The sequence below is a fragment of the Siminovitchia fortis genome, from assembly GCF_007681465.1.
GTDB lineage: Bacteria > Bacillota > Bacilli > Bacillales > Bacillaceae_C > Siminovitchia > Siminovitchia fortis.
Map to the genome: position 1 here is coordinate 1 of NZ_VEKZ01000046.1, position 24,138 is coordinate 24,138.

Here is a 24,138-nt window from a genome sequence, read left to right on the forward strand (position 1 = left end):
GAAACAGCATCAGTGGTTCAAAATTAAGTTGCGAAATGGTTCACTTTTCACTTGCGAAATACAGCCTTTTGGGGTGTTGATTCCATAAAAGGATGGGTAAGATAAAATTGATTGTCAACGGGGCATTAAATTTTGTATAATATAAGTCAAATATAGTCAAAGTCAAGCAAGGTAAGGAGGTGCTTGATGATGCGGAATATATCCGATATTATTGAAAATTATTTAAAGCAGGTTTTGGAACTAAGTGAAAGCGAAATCGTAGAAATAAAAAGAAGCGAAGTGGCAAATAAATTTCAGTGTGTCCCTTCACAAATAAACTATGTCATAAATACCCGGTTCACAATGGAAAAGGGATACATGGTTGAAAGTAAACGGGGCGGGGGCGGCTATATCCGCATTTCCAAGGTTAAACTTCATAATCAGGCTCATCTGATCGACCAATTGAAAGTTTTAATTGGCCAAAAAATATCCCAAAGCAGAGCAGAGGATGTCATCATGAGGCTGCTGGAAGAAGAAATCATATCAGAACGTGAGGCAAAGATCATGTTAAATGTCATTGACCGTTCAGTATTATACATCGATCTGCCGGATAGGGATGAATTAAGGGCCAGGATGCTGAAGGCCATGCTTCGGACGATAAAATTTGATTAGGGAAAAGGAGGAGGGCTTTGATGATTTGTCAAGAATGTAAAGAAAGGCCGGCCTCTCTGCATTTTACAAAAGTAGTGAACGGAGAGAAAACGGTTATACAGCTATGTGAAAGATGCGCGCAGGAAAAAGGTGAAATGTTTCTGCTGGAAGGAGGAGCAGGCTTTTCCATCAATGATCTGCTTGCCGGACTGTTGAATCCATCCTCCTTTCAAAATGCTTCGCCCCATACAGCGCTTGGAAGCCAAATTGTCCAATGTGATGTTTGCGGTATGACCTATCAGCAATTTGCGAATATCGGACGTTTTGGCTGTGCCAATTGCTACAACGCCTTCAGAAAAGAACTGATTCCCATATTGAAAAAGCTGCACAGCGGCAATATAGCCCACGGAGGGAAGGTTCCGGCAAGGATGGGCGGGTCTTTGCATTTGAAAAAGAAAATACAGGAATGCAAAAGTGAGCTTGCAGCTTTGATCGAACAAGAAGAGTTTGAAAAAGCTGCAGAAGTACGCGACCAAATCCGCTCCCTTGAAAAAAAATTGGCAGAAGGGGAGGAGAAAATGGAATGAGCCTCGAAAAGTTTCTTAATCAGGCTGTCAGTTCTTGGATGAGTTCAGAAGGACCTGATTCCGATATCATTCTCAGCTCCCGGATAAGATTGGCAAGGAATTTACGAAACTTTAAGTTCCCGACTTTGTTTACTAATGATGAAGCACGGGAAATCATTAGCAAAACTAAAAATATTTTTGTACAAGAAGATGGTCATGGCTTCGGCCAGCTGGAATTTTTGGAAATTGATGATTTAAAGGCACTGGAAAAAAGGGTGTTGGTGGAAAAGCATTTAATCAGTCCCCGATTGGCTGAACATGCCACACATGGTGCAGTTTTGCTGTCCGGTCAGGAAGATATAAGCATCATGCTCAATGAAGAAGATCATATCAGGATCCAATGTCTGTTTCCGGGCCTGCAAATAAGTGAAGCGCTGGAACGGGCAAATGTCATTGATAATATCCTGGAAGCAAAAGTCGATTATGCATTCGATGAAAAGCTGGGGTATATCACAAGCTGTCCGACAAATGTGGGGACCGGACTTCGGGCATCCGTCATGGTTCATCTGCCTGCACTTATCCTGACACGCCAAATGAACCGCATTATTCCTGCAATTAACCAGCTTGGGCTTGTCGTACGGGGGATCTATGGAGAAGGCAGCGAAGCTTTGGGAAATATATTCCAAATATCCAATCAGATTACACTTGGGAAGTCGGAAGAGGATATCATAGGCGATTTGATTAGCGTCGTCCAGCAAATTGTTGCTCAGGAGAGAGCAGCAAGGGAAGCATTAATAAAAACATCGAGCATTCAATTGGAAAATAAGGTATTTCGTTCCTACGGAATATTGGCCAACAGCAGGATCATTGAAACAAAAGAGGCATCTGAATGTTTATCTGATGTCAGATTGGGCATAGATACAGGATACATTACTCATCTTTCCAGAAATATTCTAAATGAATTGATGATCTTGACGCAGCCGGGATTTTTACAGCAATATGCAGGGGGGCCGCTTCGTCCTGTTGAACGGGATATTAAAAGGGCGGCATTGATACGGGAAAGATTGAAACTAGAAGAGAGACGGACAGGAGGAGATTAGTATGATGTTTGGTCGTTTTACAGAGAGAGCTCAAAAGGTATTGGCCCTTTCACAGGAAGAAGCAGTCCGCCTTGGCCACGGCAATATCGGAACTGAGCATATTTTGCTGGGACTGGTCAGGGAAGGAGAAGGAATAGCGGCTAAGGCGTTATATGGACTCGGCCTGGGTCCTGAAAAGATTCAAAAAGAAGTAGAAAACTTAATTGGCCGAGGGAAAGATACTTCACAAACGATTCATTATACGCCGCGTGCCAAAAAAGTGATTGAGCTGTCGATGGATGAAGCCAGAAAGCTCGGCCATTCATACGTCGGCACGGAACATATCCTGCTCGGCCTTATTCGTGAAGGGGAAGGTGTAGCTGCAAGAGTATTGAATAATTTGGGTGTCAGTCTGAATAAAGCCCGCCAGCAGGTGCTCCAGCTTTTGGGAAGCAATGAGGCAAGCACCCACGGCGGGGCTTCTGCAAGTGCCAATACTCCTACACTAGACAGCCTGGCAAGGGATTTGACTGCGATAGCAAGAGAAGGGACCCTTGACCCTGTTATCGGCCGCAACAAAGAGATCCAAAGGGTCATTGAAGTATTGAGCAGACGGACTAAGAACAATCCGGTCCTCATCGGCGAACCCGGGGTCGGTAAAACTGCGATAGCGGAAGGCCTGGCACAGCAAATCATCAATAACGAAGTGCCTGAAACCCTGCGCGACAAGCGTGTCATGACCCTTGATATGGGAACTGTCGTGGCAGGCACAAAATACCGCGGAGAATTCGAAGACCGTCTGAAGAAGGTCATGGATGAAATCAGGCAGGCAGGCAACATCATTTTATTTATTGATGAACTTCATACATTGATTGGTGCAGGGGGAGCGGAAGGTGCCATTGATGCTTCGAACATTTTAAAACCGTCGCTTGCCCGCGGAGAACTTCAATGTATCGGTGCCACGACATTGGATGAATACCGAAAATATATTGAAAAGGACGCAGCGCTTGAGCGGCGCTTCCAGCCCATACAAGTGGATGAGCCGACGGTTGAAGAATCCATTCAAATTCTGGAAGGACTCCGCGACCGCTATGAAGCCCACCACCGTGTATCCATTACGGATGAGGCAATCGAAGCAGCAGTGAAATTGGCTGACCGTTATATCTCAGACCGCTTCCTTCCTGATAAAGCAATTGACCTGATTGATGAAGCTGGTTCCAAGGTCCGGCTCCGTTCTTATACGACGCCGCCGAATCTAAAAGAATTGGAAGTGAAGCTTGAATCCATCCGCAAAGAGAAAGATGCAGCCGTCCAAAGCCAGGAATTTGAAAAAGCTGCTTCTTTAAGGGATTCAGAACAAAAGCTCCGGGAAGAACTGGAAGAAACGAAAAAGACTTGGAAAGAAAAACAGGGACAGGAAAATACGGAAGTGACGGTAGAGGATATCGCCAAAGTCGTATCCAGCTGGACTGGTGTCCCAGTATCGAAACTGGCTTCGACAGAAACGGAAAGACTGTTGAAACTGGAAGAAATTCTGCATTCACGGGTCATCGGACAGGAAGAAGCCGTTAAATCTGTTGCGAAGGCGGTGCGAAGAGCAAGAGCGGGGCTGAAAGACCCGAAGCGGCCGATCGGTTCCTTTATCTTCCTGGGTCCAACCGGTGTAGGGAAAACGGAGCTTGCAAGGGCGCTTGCAGAATCCATGTTCGGAGACGAGGATGCCATCATCCGTCTCGATATGTCCGAGTATATGGAGAAACATTCTACGTCACGCCTTGTCGGCTCACCTCCGGGATATGTCGGATTTGAAGAAGGCGGCCAGCTGACCGAAAAGGTCCGCCGCAAGCCCTATTCCGTTATCCTGCTGGATGAAATTGAAAAGGCCCACCCAGATGTATTTAATATTTTGCTCCAAGTGCTTGAAGATGGCCGTTTGACTGATTCGAAAGGAAGAACGGTTGACTTCCGAAACACTGTTCTCATTTTGACATCGAACGTCGGAGCCCAGGCCTTGCAGCGCAATAAATATGTAGGCTTTGCCATCCAGGATGGAGAGCAGGATTATAAAGACATGAAAAGCCAAGTCATGGAAGAATTGAAAAAGGCATTCCGTCCTGAGTTTTTGAACAGGGTTGATGAAATTATCGTCTTCCATGCCTTGGAGAAACCGCATCTGAAGGAAATTGCCACATTGATGGCGAATCAATTGATCTCCCGCTTGAAGGAACAGGATATGGATCTTGAATTGACCGAAGCGGCAAAAGATAAAATAACGGAGGAAGGTTTCGATCCGGAATATGGGGCCCGTCCGCTCAGAAGGGCCATCCAGAAGTTTATAGAGGACCGCCTGTCAGAGGAACTGCTGAAAGGAACGATCAAAATGGGCCAACAAGTTGTCGTCGATGTTCAGGACGGGGAATTCATAGTGAAAGCAAAAGAAGAAGAGGAAACTGCTATTTCCTAATCTGGAGGGGTACATGGAGAACGAAAGCCGTGTACCCCAACCTTTGTTTGTCAGCTCAGACGAACAGAGCAGTCGACGCGATAGGGCTTTTTAGCAGGAGCCTGAATCAAGACAGGAAAAGCTAATGCACCGGAGAAACAGGACAAGGGAAGCTATAGCTGTATTGAATCGCTCAAGGTGAAAGCTTTTTTGGGAATGTAGCACTTTGGAGGTGGTTAGTTCTCGGACTTTTATGGCTATTACAGCCTATCCAAGAAAATTGGGGACAAAAAGCATAATGGAGGTATTCTCTTAGGCATTTAACAAAGTATCAATTATCTGCTTGGTTGACCACTGCTTAATGAGCTTACATTTTTGTTGTTGAAACAGCCGTTTTGACATCTGCCTGACACACTGGTCCTTTACAATGGAGATATAAGTAACAGAAGATGAGGGGGAAGAAAGTAGTTGGCGAAAAAAAAGACAAAATTCATGTGTCAAAACTGCGGATATGAGTCCCCCAAATGGATGGGGCGCTGTCCCGGGTGCGGGGAATGGAATCAAATGGTGGAAGAGGTTGAAATCATTGGAAAGGGAAGAAAAGGATCCTTAAGCCCTTCTGATGAAGGCAGGTCCAAAGCCGAGCCGATCACCACCATTCAAACCGAAAATGAACCGAGGGTGGAAACAAAACTGAAAGAGTTCAACCGCGTGCTGGGAGGCGGCGTTATCCCCGGCTCTTTAGTGTTAATAGGCGGTGACCCGGGAATCGGGAAATCAACCCTGCTTTTGCAGGTGTCCTCCCAACTGGCAGACACGGATAAAAAGGTGCTCTATATTTCGGGTGAGGAATCTGTCAAACAGACAAAATTAAGAGCGGAGCGGCTAAATGTCTCTTCGCCCAGCCTATATATTTATGCTGAGACGAACCTTGAATTGATTCACCAGACGATTTCAGATTTATCGCCGGATTTTGTAGTGGTTGATTCGATTCAAACCGTCTATCATCCTGAGATCACTTCTGCACCGGGGAGTGTCTCCCAGGTACGTGAATGTACAGCCGAACTGATGAAAATTGCGAAGACGAAAGGGATTGCCATTTTCATAGTAGGGCACGTAACGAAGGAAGGGGCTATTGCAGGGCCTCGGCTTTTGGAGCACATGGTTGATACTGTTCTGTATTTTGAAGGGGAACGGCACCATACGTACCGCATCCTCAGGGCAGTAAAAAACCGTTTCGGTTCCACGAATGAAATCGGTATTTTTGAAATGAAGGAATTTGGCCTCGATGAAGTGGAAAATCCATCAGAAATTTTCCTTGAAGAGCGGTCCAAGGGCTCATCAGGCTCGACTGTTGTGGCATCAATGGAAGGAACAAGGCCGGTGTTAGTGGAAATACAGGCATTGATTTCTCCGACAAGCTACGGAAATCCCCGGCGGATGGCCACCGGCATCGATCACAACAGGGTCTCCCTGTTGATGGCTGTGTTGGAAAAGCGGGTGGGTCTGCTGCTGCAGAACCAGGACGCTTATTTAAAAGTTGCCGGCGGAGTGAAGCTGGATGAGCCGGCGATTGACTTGGCAATAGCCGTAAGCATTGCTTCAAGCTTCCGGGACCATCCGACAAGACCGGCCGACTGCATCATTGGCGAAGTTGGATTGACCGGGGAAGTGCGCCGTGTCTCAAGGATTGAACAGAGGGTGCAGGAAGCTGCCAAATTGGGCTTTACCCGAGTGCTTGTTCCCGATAAAAATATTGGCGGATGGAAGGTGCCGGAAGGGATTGAACTGATCGGTGTGGCAACGGTTGAAGAAGCTTTGAGGCAAGCTTTTAACTGAGCGGTATGAACGATAATTGTCACATAAGTGAAATAGACTCACTGCATCCATTTTGCTAAAGTAATAGTAAAGGGATAGAATCCGCTGAAGTTATATTAATATAATACTTTATGGGAATTAAGAATGATTCTGTAATAAATTGGGGCCTTCATGTTTTTAAAATAGGCAAGTTGCTTATAATTAGGATAAGGAGGTGAGAGCATGTTAAAACGAATAGTTCAGGCTTGTTTTTTACTTATGGGGGGAACCCTGGGAGTACTCTTCGTTCCTGAACTTTTAAAATTAGCTTCTCTTGATCAAATCGTTTTAATTAATAATCCGTTGGTTAATGCTCTTATAGGTGCAATCATATTTTATGTCATTACTTTTTGGGCGGTTGACCATGTTGTCCACTTTGTCAAATGGTTCGAAGACCGTATTGTCAAGGCTCCTGTCTCAGATATTTTATTTGGTAGCCTGGGGCTGATTTTCGGACTGATCATTGCCTTCCTGGCAGGATTGGCCATCAACCAGACCGAATTGCCTATCGTAAATGAAGTCGTTCCGATATTATTGACCCTGCTGATTGGATATCTCGGTTTTCAGGTGGGCTTTAAAAAGAAAGAAGAGTTGATGAATTTCTTTTCCTTCAACCGATCAAATAAAAAGAAAGAAGATTCCGCCGATCAGCCCAAATACTCTTCAAGAAGGCTGAAAATCCTTGATACAAGCGTCATCATTGACGGGAGAATCGCCGATATATGCCAGACAGGCTTTTTGGACGGAGTTCTTGTCATTCCTCATTTTGTTCTTGCAGAGCTGCAGCATATTGCGGACTCCTCGGATGCTTTAAAGAGGAACCGGGGAAGACGCGGACTTGATACGTTGAACCGCATCCAGAAGGAAATCAACATTGAGGTGGAAATGTACGAAGGAGATTTCGAAGATGTCCAGGAAGTGGACAGCAAGCTTGTGAAACTGGCCAAGCTAATGAACGGGACAGTTGTCACAAACGACTTCAACTTAAATAAAGTGTGTGAAATCCAAGACGTTCCCGTGCTAAATATCAATGATCTTGCAAATGCAGTGAAGCCGGTCGTATTGCCTGGGGAAGAGCTGAATGTCCAGGTCATTAAAGACGGTAAAGAATACAATCAGGGCGTTGCTTATCTTGATGACGGAACGATGATTGTTGTTGAAGAGGGAAGAGATTACATTGGCAAAAGAATTGATGTCATCGTTACAAGCGTCTTGCAGACATCTGCGGGCCGGATGATTTTTGCCAAGCCTAAATTATTGGAAAAAGCTTTATAGGGACAGGAGAATTTCAGTTGGAATATCAGGTGATCATCCCCGCTGCGGGATCGGGGAAAAGAATGGGGGCCGGCCGGAATAAGTTATTTATTGAAGTTGCGGGGCGGCCGGTCATCCTGCATACATTAGATGTATTTGCGTCCGACTTTTACTGTAAAAAAATAATTCTTGCCATCCAGCCAAATGATGAAAGCCAATTTAGGAACATACTGGCCGGTCATCCGGGGAATGGAAAAATCGCTTATGTTTACGGGGGGGATGAACGCCAGCACAGCGTCTATAATGGATTGAAGGCTGCCGGCGGCCAGATCATTCTCGTTCACGACGGCGCCCGCCCTTTCATCCGCCAGCATACGATCAGCCGGCTTGTTCAGGCGGCGCATGACAACGGCGCCGCCATAGCGGCGGTCCCTGTAAAAGATACAATTAAAAGAGCGGACCGGAATCAGGTGGTTGAAACGGTCGATCGATCGGGCTTGTGGCAAATACAAACTCCACAAGCTTTTCGTTTGCCAATTTTAATGAGTGCGCATGAACAGGCGAAGGAACAAGGTTATGTAGGTACGGATGAAGCCTCGCTTGTTGAAAAAACCGGCCAGCCTGTCATGATTATAGAAAGCGACTACGATAATATTAAATTGACGACTCCCGAGGATTTATACTTTGCTGAAGCCATATTGGCAAAAAGAAGGAATTTGGGATGAGTGAGGGGAGAAAAATACATATGTTTAGAGTTGGGCAAGGGTTTGACGTACATGAATTTGCCGAAGGCAGGCCGCTTATTATTGGCGGCATCCACATTCCTCACCACAGAGGGCTTATAGGGCATTCAGATGCAGATGTATTGCTGCATACCGTTGCTGACGCCTGCCTGGGGGCAATTGGAGAAGGTGACATCGGCCGGCACTTTCCGGATACGGACATGGCAAATAAGGACCTGGATTCGGCCCGCCTGCTTGCGGATGTATGGCTGCTTGTCAAAGAAAGAGGTTATAAGCTCGTGAATGCCGACTGCACAATCATGGCCCAGAAACCTAAAATGGCGCCTTATATTGAACAGATGAGAGAGAGGATTGCCGAATTGCTTGAGGCGGACAAAGCTCAGGTGAATGTAAAAGCAACGACAACAGAGCGTCTTGGCTTTGTTGGCCGGGAAGAGGGCATCGCCGCACAGGCGGTTGTTTTAATTGGAAAATCCGATGAATAGGAACAGTTGCTTTTAAGTATGCCAAGGTTATTGTAAAATAGGGCAAGAGCTTCATAAAAGCGTAAGAAGAAACTTGTTGGAAATTTTGAGGAGGCATTAACATGTCAAATGACATACGGGTACGCTATGCGCCAAGCCCGACAGGGCACCTTCATATAGGAAATGCACGTACAGCACTGTTCAACTATTTATTTGCCCGCAATAAGGGCGGAAAGTTTATCATCCGGATTGAAGATACGGACCAAAAGAGAAATATAGAAGGCGGGGAGCAAAGCCAGCTGACCTATTTGAAATGGCTCGGCATCGATTGGGATGAGGGCATTGACAAAGACGGCGGCTATGGCCCGTACCGGCAATCGGAACGCAATGACATCTATCAAAAATATTATAATCAATTGCTTGAAAGCGGACAGGCCTATAAATGCTACTGTACACCGGAAGAACTGGAAGCGGAAAGGGAAGAACAGATAGCCCGCAAGGAAATGCCGCGGTATTCCGGAAAATGCCGCCACTTAACAGCGGAGGACCGGAAAAAATTTGAGGCGGAAGGCAGGGAGCCCAGCATTCGCTTCAAGGTCCCTTCAGGCAGAGTATTTGCTTTTAACGATATGGTCAAAAATGAAGTTTCCTTTGACTCTGATGGAATCGGTGATTTTGTCATTGTTAAAAAAGACGGCATTCCAACATATAACTTTGCCGTTGCCGTTGATGACCATCTAATGGAAATCAGCCATGTTTTACGTGGAGATGACCACATCTCCAATACACCGAAACAGCTGATGGTCTATGATGCTTTCGGATGGGAACCGCCGGTATTCGGCCACATGACGCTCATTGTCAATGAAAACCGCAGGAAGCTCAGCAAGCGGGATGAGACGATCATCCAGTTTATCGAGCAATATGCGGACCTTGGCTATATTCCGGAAGCCCTATTCAACTTTATTGCCTTGCTCGGATGGTCGCCTGAAGGGGAGGAAGAGATTTTTTCAAGACAAGAATTAATCGACATTTTCGATGCCAGCCGCTTGTCGAAATCTCCAGCTTTGTTCGACAAACATAAGCTTGCCTGGACGAATAATCAGTACATGAAAAAGCAGGATTTGGACAGAGTTGTCGAATTGGCCATGCCGCATTTGAAGAAGGCGGGCTTGGTCCCTGAACAGCCGTCGCCGGAAGAACAAAAATGGGCTCGGAGCCTCATTGCCCTGTACCAGGAGCAGATGAGCTACGGGGCTGAAATCGTCGAGCTGTCCAAGCAGTTCTTCCAGGATGACATTCAATTCGGAGAAGAGGAAAAGGCTGTGTTGGAGGAAGAGCAGGTGCAGGAAGTGCTTCAGGCTTTTTATAACCAAATTTCAGATTTGGAGCCGTTTGAAGCGTCTGAAATTAAAAAGGCCATGAAATCCGTCCAAAAGGAAACCGGACATAAAGGCAAGAAGCTGTTTATGCCGATCAGGGTTGCCGTGACAGGCGAAATGCGAGGCCCTGAACTTCCGAATGCCATTGAATTGTTAGGGAAGGAAAAAGTAAAATTGCGTTTGGAGCGTTTGATTCAAGGATAAGGAAAAATTCATTTTTTAAATAAGATTGATTAGGACTAGTTTCCGCTTTGTCAAGCTCCAGCGCCTAGCCCCGCAAGGATCAAGCCGCTCCCCTGTGGCGGCTGAAGGGCTGCCTCCTCAGGAATCGTCTTGGGTTTTCGGGGCTAAACACGGTGCATCCGCTTTTTTTATTAACAAATCAAACAAAATGTAATATATTATAGTCATAGTAAAAGCAATGACGGGGAAAAGTAGGAAATCGATGCTGATCAGAGAGAACCGCCGACGGCTGAGAGCGGTTTGAGCCACTCGTTTTTTGAATATGCACCCCGGAGCCTTGCGTTGAACGGCAGCCCGCCAATTAAACGCAAGCGGACACCTTCCGTTAGAGGGGATAAGTTGGGGTGTGGAATTTTTTCAAAAAACACCCAACCAGAGTGGAACCGCGCCGTAAGCGTCTCTGTATATAGAGGCGTTTTTTTATTTGTCTAGCTCCAGCGCTCAGCGACTAGCAAACTTCGCGCCTCCTCCTACGATAAGTCAACATCGGCTCATTCTTCGCCGTGTTTCCTTTATCTCGTCAGAGGCACTCCAGTTTGTACGTCGCTAAACGAGCGCTTGCGCTTTTCTAGTTTCCAAAAAAAGAGAGGAGTGATCACCATGTTCAAACGAATGAAGGAAGATATTGAAACAGTGTTTGATCAGGACCCGGCCGCCCGCACAAGCATTGAAGTCATTCTGACATATTCCGGCCTGCATGCCATTTGGGCTCACAGAGTTGCCCATGCGTTCTTTAAAAGAAAGATGTTCTTTATTGCAAGGCTGATTTCACAGATCAACCGTTTTTTTACCGGGATAGAGATTCATCCTGGAGCGAAAATCGGCCGCCGTTTCTTTATTGACCACGGGATGGGAGTGGTTATCGGTGAAACTTGCGAAATCGGTGACGGCGTCACCGTTTACCAAGGGGTGACACTCGGAGGAACGGGGAAGGAAAAAGGAAAGCGGCACCCGACTATAAAGGACAATGCCTTGATTGCCACCGGGGCAAAAGTGCTTGGCAATATCACTATTGGGGAGAACTCAAAAGTAGGCGGAGGCTCGGTCGTTTTAAAAGACGTTCCTCCCAATTCGACAGTAGTCGGGATTCCCGGTCGGGTTGTCGTCAGAGATGGAGTGAAGGTGAGGAAGGATCTGAATCACAGTGATCTGCCGGATCCGATTTCGGATAAATTGGCGGCCATGGAACAGGAAATTGCCCGCTTAAATATGGAGCTTTCTGCCATAAAGAAAGAGAGGAGTCATTCAGGATGACAATCAGAATTTATAATACATTGACACGGAAAAAAGAGACGTTCGTTCCGCTTGAAGAAGGAAAGGTCAAAATGTATGTTTGCGGACCGACTGTCTATAACTATATTCATATCGGGAATGCCCGCCCGGCGATTGTATTCGACACAGTCCGCCGCTATTTGGAATATAGGGGTTACGATGTCCATTATGTCTCCAATTTCACCGATGTTGACGACAAAATCATCAATGCGGCCAAAGCGCTTCAAACAGATGCACTCACGGTAGCCAACCGGTTTGTTGATGCTTTTTTCGAGGACATTCTTGCCTTGGGCTGCAAAAAGGCGGACGACCACCCGCGGGTGACCGAAAATATAGACATCATCATCGAATTCATTGAAGCGCTCATTGAAAAAGGCTATGCCTATGAATCCGGCGGAGATGTTTATTACCGGACAAGAAGATTCGACGGGTATGGGAAGCTGTCGCATCAATCGATTGATGATTTAAAGGTCGGCGCCCGGATCCAGCCCGGTGAATTGAAGGAAGACGCGCTTGATTTCGCCCTTTGGAAAGCGGCAAAGGAAGGGGAGATCTCCTGGGACAGTCCGTGGGGAAAAGGCCGCCCCGGCTGGCACATTGAATGCTCCGCAATGGCGAGGGAGTATCTCGGCGATACAATCGATATCCATGCGGGAGGGCAGGATTTGACATTCCCCCATCATGAAAATGAGATTGCCCAATCCGAAGCGATGACCGGCAAGCCTTTTGCCCGCTACTGGATGCATAACGGCTATATTAATATTGACAATGAAAAGATGTCCAAATCACTCGGGAATTTTGTACTGGTCAATGACATCATCAAGCAGATCGACCCGCAGGTTCTCAGGTTCTTCATGCTGTCTGTCCATTACCGCAATCCAATCAACTATTCGGAAAATCTCGTTGCGGATGCGGGTGCGGGACTTGAAAGGCTGAAAACATCTTATCAAAACCTGAAGCACCGGCTGGAAACAAGCGCCGACCTGGCGGATGACGGAAAGGAATGGATAGATACCATCAAAGATCTGCATCAGGAGTTCATAGCCAAGATGGATGACGACTTCAACACTGCTGATGGCATCTCCGTCCTCTTTGAATTGGCAAAGCAGGCCAATTATTATTTGATGGAAAAAAACACATCCGTTGCTGTCATCCGTGCATTCATGAAAGAATTTGAAGATCTGTTCCCTGTGTTGGGGCTTGAGCTGGAAACGGAAGAGCTGCTTGATGAGGATATCGAACAACTCATTGAACGGCGCAACCAGGCCAGAAGGGAACGTAATTTCCAACTGGCGGATCAAATCCGCGACCAGTTAAAAGACAGGAATATTATTCTGGAAGACACGGCACAAGGCACCAGATGGAAGCGGGGATGACTTATATGAATCTTCCGCCAAAAGTGGAATACAGACATTTGAACAGTTTGGCACTCGCCTATATGGGCGATGCCGTTTATGATGTGTTCATCCGCGGCCGCTTGTTGGAAAGCGGGAAAACAAGGCCTAACAAGCTGCATTTGGAGGCCACCCGCTACGTCTCGGCAAAAGCCCAGGCGGCCGCTTTAAAAAACTTAATAAGCAGCGGTTTTTTATCCGATGAAGAACTGGAAATCGCCAGGCGGGGCAGAAACGCCAAATCCGGGACAGTCCCCAAAAATACGGACGTTCAAACATACAGGCATAGCACGGCTTTGGAGGCATTGATCGGCTGGCTTTACCTGGCTAACGAACAAGAACGGTTAGAAGAGTTGATAGAAAAGATCATCGAGGCCATAGACAAAGAAAGAGGAGGAGCAACATGAGCCAGCAGTGGATTGCAGGAAAAAACCCCGTCTTGGAAGCGCTCAGGTCAGAAAGGGACATTCATAAAATCTTGATAGCCGAAGGATCCCAAAAAGGGCAGATGCAAGCCATCGCTAAGCTGGCAAAACAAAAGCGGATCCAGATTCAATATGTCCCAAGGAAAAAAATTGATCAAATGACGGAAGAAAATCACCAAGGCGTCATTGCGGAAGTGGCCGCTTATCGGTATGCCGATTTGGAAGAACTGTTTGAACGGGCGGCCTCAAAGGGAGAAGATCCCTTTTTCCTTATACTGGACGAGCTGGAGGATCCCCATAATCTTGGTTCCATTTTAAGGACAGCGGATGCAGCGGGGGTTCATGGGGTCATCATCCCCAAAAGGCGTGCAGTCGGCCTCACATCAACGGTTGCAAAACTATCGACCGGTGCTATTGAACACATCCCGGTTGCCCGTGTCACGAATCTCGCCAGAACGATTGAGGAGTTAAAGGAACGGGGCATTTGGATATTTGGTACAGATGCAGAGGAAAGCACCGATTACCGCCGGATGGACGCTTCCCTTCCCCTGGCCGTCGTCATCGGCAGCGAAGGCAAAGGAATGAGCCGGCTGATTAAAGAAAAGTGCGATTTTCGCGTGCATATGCCGATGGCCGGGCATGTAACATCATTAAACGCCTCTGTAGCGGCCGCTCTCTTAATGTATGAAGTGTACCGCAAGCGCCAGCCGCTTGAGAGGTGACCGATGGATATTTTGATTGTCGACGGATATAACATGATCGGTGCATGGCCCGAGCTCGTTCAGCTGAAACAAAGGGACCTGGCAGCGGCAAGGGACAGGCTCATAGAAATATTGGCAGAATATCAGGGATTTACCGGTTTCAAAGTAATTGTCGTTTTTGATGCTTATGATGTCAAAGGGGTTGAAAAAAAGAATCGGCAGCATCGGGTTGAGGTGATTTACACAAAGTCGGAGGAGACTGCCGATGAACGGATTGAAAAATTAGCTAACGAGCTGAACAGCCGAACAACGCAGATTTACGTTGCCACCTCCGATTTTACGGAACAATGGGCGATTTTTGGACAGGGGGCTTTAAGAATATCAGCCCGGGAGTTATTGGAAGAAGTATTGGACACAGAGCGCAAGATTGAGAAGAAAGTCGAAAAAACGCGGGAAAAGGCTCCCTTACAAAAGATAGTTTTAAGCCAAGATATGACAGAAATCTTTGAAAAGTGGAGACGGGGCAAAAAATGACCAGTTGACGTTAGAAAATTCTGTCATGTATAATAATTCTATCGACGGTTTTTACAGGAGCGGGGGATCAGAGTGATTTCATACATTAAACTAGAAAGAGACACAGTTTTTGACTTGCTGGAAGATGAAGCGCTGATTGAACTGGTACACGACGGTGATAGTGAAGCTCTTGATTATCTAATTAAAAAATACCGAAATTTTGTAAGGGCAAAAGCCCGGTCCTATTTTCTGGTCGGAGCGGACAACGAAGATATTGTACAGGAAGGCATGATTGGACTTTATAAAGCAATCCGAGATTTTAAGGAAGAGAAACTCGCCTCATTCAAAGCTTTTGCGGAACTTTGCATTACAAGGCAAATCATTACCGCCATCAAAACTGCTACCCGTCAAAAACATATTCCACTTAACTCATATGTTTCCTTGGACAAGCCCATTTACGATGAAGAGTCAGACCGTACACTCATGGATGTCATTTCCGGAGCGAAAATCTTGGACCCGGAAGAACTGCTCATTCATAGGGAAAGGTTTAATAGTATAGAGGATAAAATGACTGAACTGCTGAGTGACTTGGAAAGGAAGGTGCTGGCCCTCTATTTGGACGGCCGCACCTACCAGGAAATTTCCGACGAACTGGACCGGCATGTGAAATCAATCGACAATGCTCTCCAAAGGGTGAAAAGGAAGCTGGAACGTTACCTTGAATTGCGTGAAATCACCTTCTGAACATCCGTGCCATATTGACGGCACTGTCTTTTCGTGGTATTTTTTAAAAGATATGTTGATATAAGGTGCGGTAGTGATGAAAAACAAAATCATATGGGCTTGCAGTGATTGCGGTTCCAGAAATTACACGACGGACAACAGAGAAAAATCATCCGAGCGGTTGACAATTAAGAAATATTGTAAAAACTGCAATGCACACACAGTCCATCAGCAAACCAAATAACCCTTTTAAAGAGTGTCCGTTTATTTACAGATGTTGGAGGTTCGATCATGTCAAGCATAACTCAATTTTTCCGCAACGTCGGCTCGGAAATGAGAAAGGTGAGCTGGCCGAAACGGAAAGAACTAGTAGGATACACCATAACAGTCATTACTACAGTCGTGATACTCGCTCTATTTTTTGCGCTTGTCGATCTGGGGATTTCCAGATCTGTCCGATTTATCCTTGATCTATAAAACAACTGACTTATATTGATAAACTTGTATATAAGCATACTGCCCGTGGTATAATATAACAACAATAAAATGCCGCCGTATTTTCAAAAGCCCGGTCAACGGGTTTTTTCATTTGGCTAAGAAAAGCGTAGGCCGCCTGCTTATCGGCGACAAGCGCTGGACCGAAGCGACCTCGAGCCGATGGCGGCCGGAGCTAGACAATAAGAAAAGCGTAAGCGCCCGTTTAGCGGCGTACAGCTAGACAGCTCTAAATTCAGATTATATAGGGAGGGAAGGACGTTAAGTCCCGCTCAATGGAAAAAAATTGGTACGTTGTCCACACATATTCCGGATACGAGAACAAGGTGAAAACGAACCTTGAAAAAAGAGTAGAATCCATGGGGATGCAAGACAAAATTTTCCGCGTCATTGTTCCAGAGGATGAAGAAACAGCCACGAAAAACGGAAAGACAAAAACGGTAAAGAAAAAGGTTTTTCCCGGGTATGTATTGGTAGAGCTCATTATGACGGATGATTCCTGGTACGTCGTAAGGAACACTCCGGGAGTGACAGGATTTGTCGGTTCAGCAGGCTCCGGTTCCAAGCCGACTCCGCTTCTGCCGGAAGAAATCAATTATATTTTAAGAAGAATGGGCATGGAAAAGACTCCTGTCGATGTTCAGTTTGATGAAGGGGAAGCCGTGACAGTCAAAGAAGGGCCGTTTGCAAATTATACTGGCAAAATTGATTCGATTGATGCGGACAAGGGCAAGGCGAAGGTGCTTGTCAACATGTTCGGCCGTGAGACCCCTGTGGAACTCGACTTTGCACAAATTGAAAAAATAACTTAAAACAACTTGTTTTTTGACATCAAAAGTGATAATATTTTTTAGGTTAGCTCTCGAAAGAGATGTTAGTAAGATGAGTGGGAGGGGAAAGGCCCCTATTACCACATCACGGACTTAAGGAGGTGTGTCTCGTGGCTAAAAAAGTTATCAAAGTAGTAAAACTTCAAATTCCCGCGGGCAAAGCAAACCCGGCACCGCCAGTTGGACCGGCATTGGGTCAGGCAGGTGTAAATATCATGGGATTCTGTAAGGAGTTCAATGCCCGTACATCAGACCAGGCAGGTTTGATCATTCCGGTTGAAATCACTGTATTTGAAGACAGATCGTTTACATTCATTACAAAAACTCCGCCTGCGGCTGTTCTTTTGAAGAAAGCGGCTGGCATTGAGTCAGGTTCCGGAGAGCCGAATAAAAACTCGGTAGCTACCGTGAAGCGTGATAAAGTACGTGAAATCGCTGAATTGAAAATGCCCGACCTAAATGCAGCTAGTGTAGAAGCAGCCATGCAAATGGTTGAGGGCACTGCGCGCAGCATGGGAATCAAGATTGAAGACTGATTGTTTGGGAGGTTGCAGAGCTGCATTTTGTACCCTGCAACCTCTATTCGTGGGAGGTTTTTCCGCTAAAACCACAATATAGGAGGATTAATGATGGCTAAGAAAGGCAAGAAATATCTCGAAGCTTTAAAGCTTGTCGACCGTTCTAAAGCTTACGCGATCGACGAAGCTATTGAACTTGTCAAAAAAACAGACTTCGCTAAGTTTGATGCTACTGTTGAAGTGGCATTCCGTCTTGGAGTAGATCCGAAAAAAGCGGACCAACAAATCCGCGGTGCGGTTGTACTTCCCAACGGTACAGGAAAAACTCAGCGTGTCCTTGTTTTTGCAAAAGGGGAAAAAGCGAAAGAGGCTGAAGCAGCCGGAGCTGATTATGTAGGAGATGCAGAATACATCAATAAAATCAACCAAGGCTGGTTTGATTTCGATGTAGTTGTTGCCACTCCGGACATGATGGGCGAAGTTGGTAAACTTGGACGTACGCTTGGGCCAAAAGGCCTAATGCCGAACCCGAAAACTGGCACAGTTACATTTGATGTTGAAAAAGCTGTGAAAGAAATCAAAGCAGGTAAAGTGGAGTACCGCTTGGATAAAGCCGGTATCATCCATGTGCCGATCGGAAAGGTTTCCTTTGAAAACGAAAAACTTCAAGAAAACTTTGCAACGATCTTTGATACAGTTTTAAAAGCTAAGCCGGCAGCTGCCAAAGGGACATTTATGAAAAATGTTTCCATCACATCCACGATGGGGCCTGGAATCAAGGTCGACCCTTCCACAGTTGCTGTTAAAGCGTAAGTTGACAACATTTTATCTGTTTGATAAGATATAAAAGCTGAAAAATAACATTTGTACCGTAGACAGCAGGTGCTCCCTGGAGCTTAATATCCCGCCGAGGTCATTGCGATATACCATATCCAATCTGTTTGTGCGGATTGGACGCAAAACCTCCATGTCTGCTGGCTGGAGGTTTTTGTATTTGCCCGGTATGAATGTTCATCTGAGAATTGGGAGGTGTAAGGATGAGCAAAGTAATTGAGCAAAAGAAACAAATCGTTGAAGAAATTGCAGACAAACTGAAATCCAGCGTATCTACTGTTATCGTAGACTACCGCGGATTAAACGTGGCTGAGGTGACTGAACTCCGCAAACAGCTTCGTGACGCGGGCGTGGAATACAAAGTTTACAAAAACTCCATGACACGCCGTGCAGCTGAAGCAGCTGACCTTGCTGATCTTAACGAACAGCTTGTAGGTCCAAACGCGATTGCGTTCAGTACGGAAGATGTAGTGGCGCCTGCGAAAATCTTGAATGATTTCGCAAAAGAACACGATGCATTGGAAATCAAAGCTGGCGTCATCGAAGGAAACATTGCTTCAGTTGAGGAAATCAAGGCGCTTGCAAGCCTGCCTTCCCGCGAAGGATTGCTTTCTATGCTTCTTAGTGTTCTCCAAGCTCCAATGCGCAACTTCGCACTCGCTGCAAAAGCTGTCGCTGACCAAAAAGAAGAAGCGTAAACTGGCCATAGTCATATAAAATTTTAAAAAAATCTGGAGGAATAAATCATGACGAAAGAACAAATCATTGAAGCTGTCAAAGAAATGACAGTTCTTGAGCTTAACGATCTTGTAAAAGCAATTGAAGAAGAATTTGGCGTAACTGCTGCTGCTCCTGTAGCTGTTGCTGGTGGAGCTGCTGCTGCAGATGCCGCTGCTGAACAAACAGAATTCGATGTAATTCTTGCCAGCGCTGGTGCACAAAAAATCAAAGTCATCAAAGCTGTCCGCGAAGCAACAGGCCTTGGCTTGAAAGAAGCGAAAGAGCTTGTTGACAACGCTCCTAAACCAATCAAAGAAGGCGCATCTAAAGAAGAAGCTGAAGAGCTCAAAGCGAAACTTGAAGAAGTTGGAGCAGAAGTCGAAGTTAAGTAATCGTATACTGATACAAAAGCTCGCTTAAATAGGCGGGCTTTTTCGTGTATAGAAAAGCGGAGGCGCCTTGCTCAGCCCCGACAAGCATAAGACGAGTGCTGAAGAAGGCGTAGTTTGCCTTCAGCAGCACTTGGCTTATGACCTCGAGGGGCTAGGCGCTGGAGCTGGACAAAAAAAGCGGAGGCGCCTGTTTATTAACTATAAAACGGAGGTTTCCCCCAAATGACAGAGCACTATTATTCGCGTAATCCCCAAGTGGATAGTGATCCCATATACTGGGATGCGAATCTGCGGAATCATTCCTTTCGCTTCAAAACAGACCGCGGTGTTTTTTCAAAGCAGGAAGTGGATTTTGGTTCAAGGCTTCTGATCGATACTTTTGCAATGCCGGATACAGACGGGCCTTTGCTTGATCTTGGGTGCGGCTATGGTCCCATCGGTTTGAGCCTTGCCAAGGATTTTCCCGCCAGAATGATCCACATGGCTGATATTAACGAGCGGGCAGTCGGACTGGCGAAAGAAAATGCAGCAGCAAATCAAATTGAAAATGTGAAAATCTATGAAAGTGACGGTTTTCAAAGTGTTGAAGAAAAAGGCTTTGCTGCCATATTGATCAACCCGCCTATCAGGGCCGGAAAGCGGATCATCTTCAACATGTTCGAAAATGCCTTTCATCATCTCGCTGATAATGGCGAACTGTGGATTGTTATCCAGAAAAAACAGGGAGCCCCTTCAACAAAAGTAAAATTGGAAGAGATTTTTACTGAAGTGGAGACAGCGGGCAAGAAAAAAGGCTATTATATTTTTCAAGCAAAAAAGTTTGCATCGTTTTGACACTTGTGCTAATATTGTAAGATGCTAATACCATGCTTTCCATAAAATAGCTGATAGTTGTATATTTATCGGCTATTATGGGAAAAATTATTAAATATAGGTTCGTCTCGGGAAATTGTGGTTTTCAAAGTAAAACCATTTTTCTTTTTGTCTGATGATTCGTATCCTGCTCGACCTAAGAGCGGATAGAATGAATAAAATGCATGATTTTTGAGGGGTGAATCAGTTGACAGGTCAACTTGTTCAGTATGGACGGCACCGCCAGCGCAGAAGCTTTGCTCGGATCAGTGAAGTATTGGAACTGCCAAACCTTATTGAAATTCAATCTTCCTCTTATCAATGGTTTCTTGATGAGGGCTTAAAGGAAATGTTTCAGGACATCTCCCCAATTGAAGATTTCGCCGGGAATCTATCATTAGAATTTATCGATTATAGTCTCGGTGAGCCAAAATACTCTGTGGAAGAATCCAAAGAGCGTGATGCCACATATTCTGCTCCGCTTCGTGTCAAACTGCGTCTTTTAAATAAAGAGACCGGCGAAGTGAAGGACCAGGATGTGTTCATGGGAGACTTCCCGCTGATGACAGAAATGGGAACATTCATCATCAATGGGGCAGAGCGTGTTATTGTTTCGCAGCTAGTACGTTCTCCAAGCGTTTATTACAGCGCCAAAATTGATAAGAATGGCAAGAAAGGCTTCACCGCCACTGTCATTCCGAACCGGGGTGCATGGCTGGAATATGAAACAGATGCGAAAGATGTTGTGTATGTCCGTATCGACCGGACAAGGAAACTGCCGGTAACGGTTCTTTTGCGTGCACTGGGTTTTGGTTCTGATCAAGAAATCATCGAATTAATAGGAGATAACGAATATCTCCGCAACACATTGGAAAAAGACAATACGGAGAGCGTTGAAAAAGCTTTGCTTGAAATCTATGAACGTCTCCGTCCAGGTGAGCCCCCGACAGTCGAAAATGCGAAAAGCCTTCTTATTTCCCGCTTTTTCGATCCGAAAAGATATGATTTGGCCAATGTTGGGCGTTATAAAATTAACAAGAAGCTCCATATTAAAAATCGCCTTTTCGGCCAGCGGCTGGCGGAAACATTAGCCGATCCGGAAACAGGCGAAATCATTGCGGAAAAAGGCACCTTGCTTGACCGCCGCACATTAGACAAATTAATCCCCTACCTCGAAAAAGGCGCGGGATTCAAAACATACAACAATCATGGCGGTGTGCTGGAAGAGGACATCACCGTCCAAACTATTAAAATATATGCTCCGAATGACGATGAGGAAAAAGAAATCAATGTGATCGGCAACTCTTTCATTGAGGAAGAAATCAAGAATATTACACCTGCTGATATCATTGCTTCCATCAGCTATTTCTTTGACCTTCTTTACGGAGTCGGTGATACGGATGATATCGACCATCTCGGCAACCGCCGTCTGCGTTCAGTCGGAGAGCTGCTTCAAAACCAGTTCAGAATCGGACTGTCACGTATGGAGAGGGTTGTTCGTGAGCGGATGTCCATCCAGGACATCAATACAATCACGCCGCAGCAATTGATCAATATCCGCCCGGTTATTGCATCGATCAAAGAGTTTTTCGGAAGCTCCCAGCTGTCGCAATTCATGGACCAGACGAATCCGTTGGCGGAATTGACCCATAAACGGAGACTTTCTGCCCTCGGGCCAGGCGGTTTGACACGTGAACGTGCCGGGATGGAAGTCCGGGATGTCCACTATTCCCACTATGGGCGGATGTGTCCGATTGAGACACCGGAAGGACCGAACATCGGGTTGATCAACTCGCTGTCCACTTTTGCGAAAGTGAATCGCTTTGGTTTTATTGAAACACCTTACCGCCGTGTCGACCCCGAGACAGGTGTTGTCACGTCCCAAATCGACTATTTGACTGCTGATGAAGAGGATAACTATGTTGTTGCGCAGGCAAACGCTCCATTGACGGAGGAAGGCACTTTCGCAAATGACGAAGTCATTGCCCGCTTCCGGGGAGAAAACACCGTGATCAAAAAAGACCGGATCGATTATATGGACGTTTCTCCGAAGCAGGTCGTATCCGCAGCAACTGCATGCATTCCTTTCCTGGAAAACGATGACTCCAACCGTGCCCTGATGGGAGCGAACATGCAGAGGCAGGCTGTTCCGCTTATGCAGCCGGAAGCTCCGCTTGTCGGTACTGGAATGGAGTATGTATCGGCGAAGGATTCGGGTGCTGCTGTCATCTGTAAACATGGCGGTGTTGTCGAACACATCGAAGCACGCGAAATTTGGGTGCGCAGAATCCAGGAGATTGACGGGCAGGAAATAAAAGGTGACCTTGATAAATACCGCCTTCAAAAATTCATCCGTTCCAACCAGGGAACCTGTTACAACCAGCGTCCGATCGTAAGCGTCGGCGACCGCGTTGTCAAAGGTGAAATCCTTGCTGACGGCCCATCCATGGACCAAGGGGAATTGGCACTCGGCCGAAACGTCCTCGTAGGATTCATGACATGGGAAGGTTATAACTACGAAGATGCGATCATCATGAGCGAAAGGCTTGTGAAAGATGATGTCTATACATCGATTCATATTGAAGAATATGAATCTGAAGCTAGGGATACGAAGCTTGGCCCCGAAGAAATGACAAGGGATATTCCGAATGTCGGGGAAGATGCACTGAAAAACCTCGACGAGCGCGGGATAATCCGGATTGGCGCGGAAGTCAAGGACGGCGATCTGCTCGTCGGAAAAGTAACGCCAAAGGGCGTAACGGAACTGACGGCTGAAGAGCGCCTGCTTCATGCCATCTTTGGTGAAAAAGCGCGTGAAGTCCGGGATACATCTCTCAGAGTGCCTCATGGAGGCGGCGGAATCGTCCTCGATGTAAAAGTGTTCAACCGTGAAGACGGCGACGAGCTTTCACCGGGTGTGAACCAGCTTGTCCGTGTATATATCGTTCAGAAAAGGAAAATATCCGAAGGGGACAAAATGGCGGGACGCCACGGTAACAAAGGTGTTATCTCCCGTATTCTTCCGGAAGAGGATATGCCATTCATGCCTGACGGCACACCTATCGATGTCATGCTCAACCCGCTTGGTGTTCCTTCAAGGATGAACATCGGCCAGGTGCTTGAACTTCACTTGGGAATGGCAGCCAGATCCTTGGGACTTCATATGGCATCCCCAGTATTTGACGGTGCGACCGAAGAGGATGTATGGGCAACGATCGAAGAAGCCGGCATGGCTTCCGATGCGAAAACAGTCCTTTATGACGGAAGGACAGGGGAAGCTTTTGATAACCGTGTCTCCGTTGGTGTCATGTATATGCTGAAACTGGCGCATATGGTTGATGATAAGCTGCATGCCCGTTCAACAGGCCCTTATTCACTCGTCACCCAGCAGCCGCTTGGCGGTAAAGCCCAGTTCGGCGGCCAGCGTTTTGGGGAGATGGAAGTATGGGCGCTTGAAGCATACGGTGCAGCATACACTCTTCAGGAAATCCTTACGGTTAAATCTGACGATGTGGTCGGACGTGTGAAAACATATGAGTCCATAGTCAAAGGTGAAAACGTCCCAGAGCCGGGTGTTCCTGAATCATTCAAAGTTTTGATCAAAGAGCTGCAAAGCCTTGGAATGGATGTCAAAATCCTATCCGGGGACGAAGAGGAAATTGAAATGCGCGAACTTGAGGACGACGATGATCTTCACCAGGCAGACACTTTGAATATTGCTCCTGAAACGAAAGTGGAAGAAACAGCAGCGACGAAGGAGTAAATGATGTCAGACAAGGCAAATAGGGTAGAACCTGTATATGAAAAGGGA

At 46.3% G+C, this 24,138-nt stretch carries 24 protein-coding genes and 2 other annotated features; all 24 genes read left to right on the top strand.

The window, feature by feature from the left end; all coding sequences use genetic code 11:
- Nucleotides 1–189 precede the first annotated feature (189 nt).
- The 24 genes from FS666_RS13815 to rpoB all read left to right on the top strand — a co-directional run bounded on the left by FS666_RS13815 (nt 190) and on the right by rpoB (nt 24,090).
- Nucleotides 190–651 (top strand): CtsR family transcriptional regulator, encoded by a 462-nt coding sequence (locus FS666_RS13815; protein WP_120072919.1) that lies wholly within the window; start codon nt 190–192, stop codon nt 649–651.
- A 20-nt stretch (nt 652–671) separates the two neighbouring features.
- Nucleotides 672–1,217, top strand: a complete 546-nt coding sequence (gene mcsA / locus FS666_RS13820) for a protein-arginine kinase activator protein McsA (protein ID WP_144462733.1) — start codon at nt 672–674, stop codon at nt 1,215–1,217.
- A complete protein-coding gene (mcsB, locus tag FS666_RS13825; RefSeq protein ID WP_144462731.1) occupies nt 1,214–2,296 on the top strand; it encodes a protein-arginine kinase McsB in 1,083 nt (360 codons plus the stop codon). The genes mcsA and mcsB overlap by 4 nt, the downstream gene beginning before the upstream one ends.
- A 1-nt stretch (nt 2,297) precedes the next feature.
- A complete protein-coding gene (clpC, locus tag FS666_RS13830) occupies nt 2,298–4,739 on the top strand; it encodes an ATP-dependent protease ATP-binding subunit ClpC (RefSeq protein WP_144462729.1) in 2,442 nt (813 codons plus the stop codon).
- A 447-nt stretch (nt 4,740–5,186) separates the two neighbouring features.
- Entirely contained in the window at nt 5,187–6,557 is a 1,371-nt protein-coding gene (radA, locus tag FS666_RS13835; protein WP_144462727.1) for a DNA repair protein RadA, read from the top strand.
- Between the two features lie 201 nt (nt 6,558–6,758).
- Nucleotides 6,759–7,850: a PIN/TRAM domain-containing protein gene (locus FS666_RS13840; protein ID WP_120072774.1), complete on the top strand. Its 1,092-nt coding sequence runs from the start codon at nt 6,759–6,761 to the stop codon at nt 7,848–7,850.
- 17 nt (nt 7,851–7,867) lie between these two features.
- Entirely contained in the window at nt 7,868–8,554 is a 687-nt protein-coding gene (ispD, locus tag FS666_RS13845; protein WP_144462725.1) for a 2-C-methyl-D-erythritol 4-phosphate cytidylyltransferase, read from the top strand.
- Nucleotides 8,555–8,574: 20 nt separating this feature from the next.
- Nucleotides 8,575–9,057, top strand: a complete 483-nt coding sequence (ispF, locus tag FS666_RS13850) for a 2-C-methyl-D-erythritol 2,4-cyclodiphosphate synthase (protein ID WP_144462723.1) — start codon at nt 8,575–8,577, stop codon at nt 9,055–9,057.
- A 101-nt stretch (nt 9,058–9,158) separates the two neighbouring features.
- The gene (gltX, locus tag FS666_RS13855) at nt 9,159–10,619 is read left to right on the top strand and encodes a glutamate--tRNA ligase (protein ID WP_144462720.1); all 1,461 of its coding nucleotides are present in this window, start codon (nt 9,159–9,161) and stop codon (nt 10,617–10,619) included.
- 208 nt (nt 10,620–10,827) lie between these two features.
- Nucleotides 10,828–11,063, top strand: a binding site (T-box leader).
- A 195-nt stretch (nt 11,064–11,258) separates the two neighbouring features.
- On the top strand, nt 11,259–11,912 hold the full coding sequence (gene cysE / locus FS666_RS13860; RefSeq protein WP_144462718.1) for a serine O-acetyltransferase: 654 nt from the start codon (nt 11,259–11,261) through the stop codon (nt 11,910–11,912).
- Nucleotides 11,909–13,306: a cysteine--tRNA ligase gene (gene cysS / locus FS666_RS13865; RefSeq protein ID WP_144462716.1), complete on the top strand. Its 1,398-nt coding sequence runs from the start codon at nt 11,909–11,911 to the stop codon at nt 13,304–13,306. Before cysE ends, cysS begins: the two co-directional genes overlap by 4 nt.
- Nucleotides 13,303–13,731: a Mini-ribonuclease 3 gene (locus FS666_RS13870; RefSeq protein ID WP_144462714.1), complete on the top strand. Its 429-nt coding sequence runs from the start codon at nt 13,303–13,305 to the stop codon at nt 13,729–13,731. Before cysS ends, FS666_RS13870 begins: the two co-directional genes overlap by 4 nt.
- Nucleotides 13,728–14,471 carry a 23S rRNA (guanosine(2251)-2'-O)-methyltransferase RlmB gene (rlmB, locus tag FS666_RS13875; protein WP_144462712.1) on the top strand — a complete coding sequence of 248 codons (744 nt, stop codon included), beginning with the start codon at nt 13,728–13,730 and terminating at the stop codon, nt 14,469–14,471. The genes FS666_RS13870 and rlmB overlap by 4 nt, the downstream gene beginning before the upstream one ends.
- 3 nt (nt 14,472–14,474) lie before the next feature.
- Nucleotides 14,475–14,984, top strand: coding sequence for an NYN domain-containing protein (locus FS666_RS13880; RefSeq protein ID WP_120072793.1), 510 nt, complete (start codon nt 14,475–14,477; stop codon nt 14,982–14,984).
- Nucleotides 14,985–15,056: 72 nt separating this feature from the next.
- Nucleotides 15,057–15,707 (top strand): RNA polymerase sporulation sigma factor SigH, encoded by a 651-nt coding sequence (sigH, locus tag FS666_RS13885; RefSeq protein WP_120072795.1) that lies wholly within the window; start codon nt 15,057–15,059, stop codon nt 15,705–15,707.
- 76 nt (nt 15,708–15,783) lie between these two features.
- A complete protein-coding gene (rpmG, locus tag FS666_RS13890; RefSeq protein WP_144462710.1) occupies nt 15,784–15,930 on the top strand; it encodes a 50S ribosomal protein L33 in 147 nt (48 codons plus the stop codon).
- Nucleotides 15,931–15,977: 47 nt separating this feature from the next.
- On the top strand, nt 15,978–16,163 hold the full coding sequence (secE, locus tag FS666_RS13895) for a preprotein translocase subunit SecE (RefSeq protein ID WP_120072799.1): 186 nt from the start codon (nt 15,978–15,980) through the stop codon (nt 16,161–16,163).
- Between the two features lie 293 nt (nt 16,164–16,456).
- Nucleotides 16,457–16,993, top strand: a complete 537-nt coding sequence (gene nusG / locus FS666_RS13900; RefSeq protein ID WP_120072801.1) for a transcription termination/antitermination protein NusG — start codon at nt 16,457–16,459, stop codon at nt 16,991–16,993.
- A 128-nt stretch (nt 16,994–17,121) separates the two neighbouring features.
- The gene (gene rplK / locus FS666_RS13905; protein WP_144462708.1) at nt 17,122–17,547 is read left to right on the top strand and encodes a 50S ribosomal protein L11; all 426 of its coding nucleotides are present in this window, start codon (nt 17,122–17,124) and stop codon (nt 17,545–17,547) included.
- 93 nt (nt 17,548–17,640) lie between these two features.
- Nucleotides 17,641–18,342 (top strand): 50S ribosomal protein L1, encoded by a 702-nt coding sequence (rplA, locus tag FS666_RS13910; RefSeq protein WP_144462735.1) that lies wholly within the window; start codon nt 17,641–17,643, stop codon nt 18,340–18,342.
- A 38-nt stretch (nt 18,343–18,380) separates the two neighbouring features.
- Nucleotides 18,381–18,529, top strand: a sequence feature (ribosomal protein L10 leader region).
- A 37-nt stretch (nt 18,530–18,566) separates the two neighbouring features.
- Nucleotides 18,567–19,061: a 50S ribosomal protein L10 gene (gene rplJ / locus FS666_RS13915; RefSeq protein WP_144462706.1), complete on the top strand. Its 495-nt coding sequence runs from the start codon at nt 18,567–18,569 to the stop codon at nt 19,059–19,061.
- 48 nt (nt 19,062–19,109) lie between these two features.
- Complete coding sequence (rplL, locus tag FS666_RS13920; protein ID WP_120072810.1) at nt 19,110–19,475, top strand: 50S ribosomal protein L7/L12; 366 nt, start codon at nt 19,110–19,112, stop codon at nt 19,473–19,475.
- Nucleotides 19,476–19,697: 222 nt separating this feature from the next.
- Nucleotides 19,698–20,309, top strand: coding sequence for a class I SAM-dependent methyltransferase (locus tag FS666_RS13925; protein WP_144462704.1), 612 nt, complete (start codon nt 19,698–19,700; stop codon nt 20,307–20,309).
- Nucleotides 20,310–20,535: 226 nt separating this feature from the next.
- Entirely contained in the window at nt 20,536–24,090 is a 3,555-nt protein-coding gene (rpoB, locus tag FS666_RS13930; protein WP_144462702.1) for a DNA-directed RNA polymerase subunit beta, read from the top strand.
- Nucleotides 24,091–24,138: the final 48 nt, after the last annotated feature.